Source organism: Arenimonas maotaiensis (assembly GCF_014638745.1).
Taxonomy (GTDB): domain Bacteria; phylum Pseudomonadota; class Gammaproteobacteria; order Xanthomonadales; family Xanthomonadaceae; genus Arenimonas; species Arenimonas maotaiensis.
In genome coordinates, this window is the sequence record NZ_BMFO01000013.1 from 1 (window position 1) to 1,227 (window position 1,227).

General features: G+C 49.7%; 2 protein-coding genes. Both read right to left on the reverse strand.

What is annotated here, in order from left to right; all coding sequences use genetic code 11:
- Nucleotides 1-203 precede the first annotated feature (203 nt).
- Nucleotides 204-614 (reverse strand): hypothetical protein, encoded by a 411-nt coding sequence (locus IEV56_RS10510; protein WP_188450316.1) that lies wholly within the window; start codon nt 612-614, stop codon nt 204-206.
- A 50-nt stretch (nt 615-664) separates the two neighbouring features.
- Nucleotides 665-997 (reverse strand): hypothetical protein, encoded by a 333-nt coding sequence (locus IEV56_RS10515; RefSeq protein WP_188450317.1) that lies wholly within the window; start codon nt 995-997, stop codon nt 665-667.
- Nucleotides 998-1,227: the final 230 nt, after the last annotated feature.

Sequence of the window (1,227 nt, forward strand, 5' to 3'; positions counted from 1 at the left end):
CTGCCCACTGGCCGATGAATTGATCTGGAACTTGTGGGACATCCGAGTCCGCGCCGACCGACGCTGTACTGAGTAGTGCTGCGAAAGCTGTGGCGAGTCGCATGCTCGATCCTTAGCGGCCTAACGCCTGAATTAAGCGGCTGCCGCCGCGAACAACATCAGTTTACTCATATTTCGGGGCGGCTGTCCGCTTGAATGAGTTGTTAGGCAGTAGAAAATAACCGCCACCGAAATGTCTGCTTATGTTTACCAAGCACATGAATTGCAAATAATGATGGTATCACCCATGGGGATACATAAAACAGTAGTAGCTTCCAGACCGGCGGTGGATATGGCCCTAATTCATCCATTGCAGCAAATGGATTGATTGTGCCAAGAGGAATAACAAATACTATTGCCCACAGTATTGTCAGCGCTACCCAACGTGCAAGAACTATTCGAAGCCAAAGACCAGCAGCTAGAATGACCCAGAAGGCGATTCCAAGAAAACCTTCAAGGTAATCACCATCAATTACTCGCAAAGCAGATCGAAAAACAACCCAAGCGCATGCAATTACAAGCGCAATTAGCGTCCAGCGGAGTTCAGGAATATCGGGTGGCGAGGATATTTTCATCTACTGCCTAACGCCTGAATTAAGCGGCTGCCGCCGCGGATAAATCCAGTTTACTCAAATTCCGGGGCGGCTGTCCGCTTGAATGAGTTGTTAGCGCCTGCCTGGTAAGCGCGATGCAAGAAAAATGCAATACAGACTCCATAAATGCTGCAAAACATGGCGGCGTCTGAACCAAGTGGGCTGCCGACAAGAGCGGCTGTTATGGCGCCGAGCATGGTGGCTGACCACCAGCGCGCCCAGCCTAGAACTGCTAAGCAGGAGTACGCAGGCACGCCAATCACGAGTGCAGGAATCAACGCAAATGCCATAGCGGAAAAAGCCACTAGTAGATAGGTAAATGGAATAAGCGCCCAATCGAGCAAAGACGATGGGAACTCATTCACCCATATTCCTAGCGAAGCTAGAGTTCCACAGAGGCATCCCATGAAAATGCCAAAAGGAAAGGCGCGATAGGTCTGATTAAATGTAGTGATGAAGTTCAATGGCGCTAACGATTGAATTAAGCGGCAGCCGCCGCGGACAACATCAGTTTACTCAAATTTCGGGGCGGCTGTCCGCTTGAATGACTAGTTAGAGACCACTAAGCGATCCTGTAGCTACAAGTATTTCATGA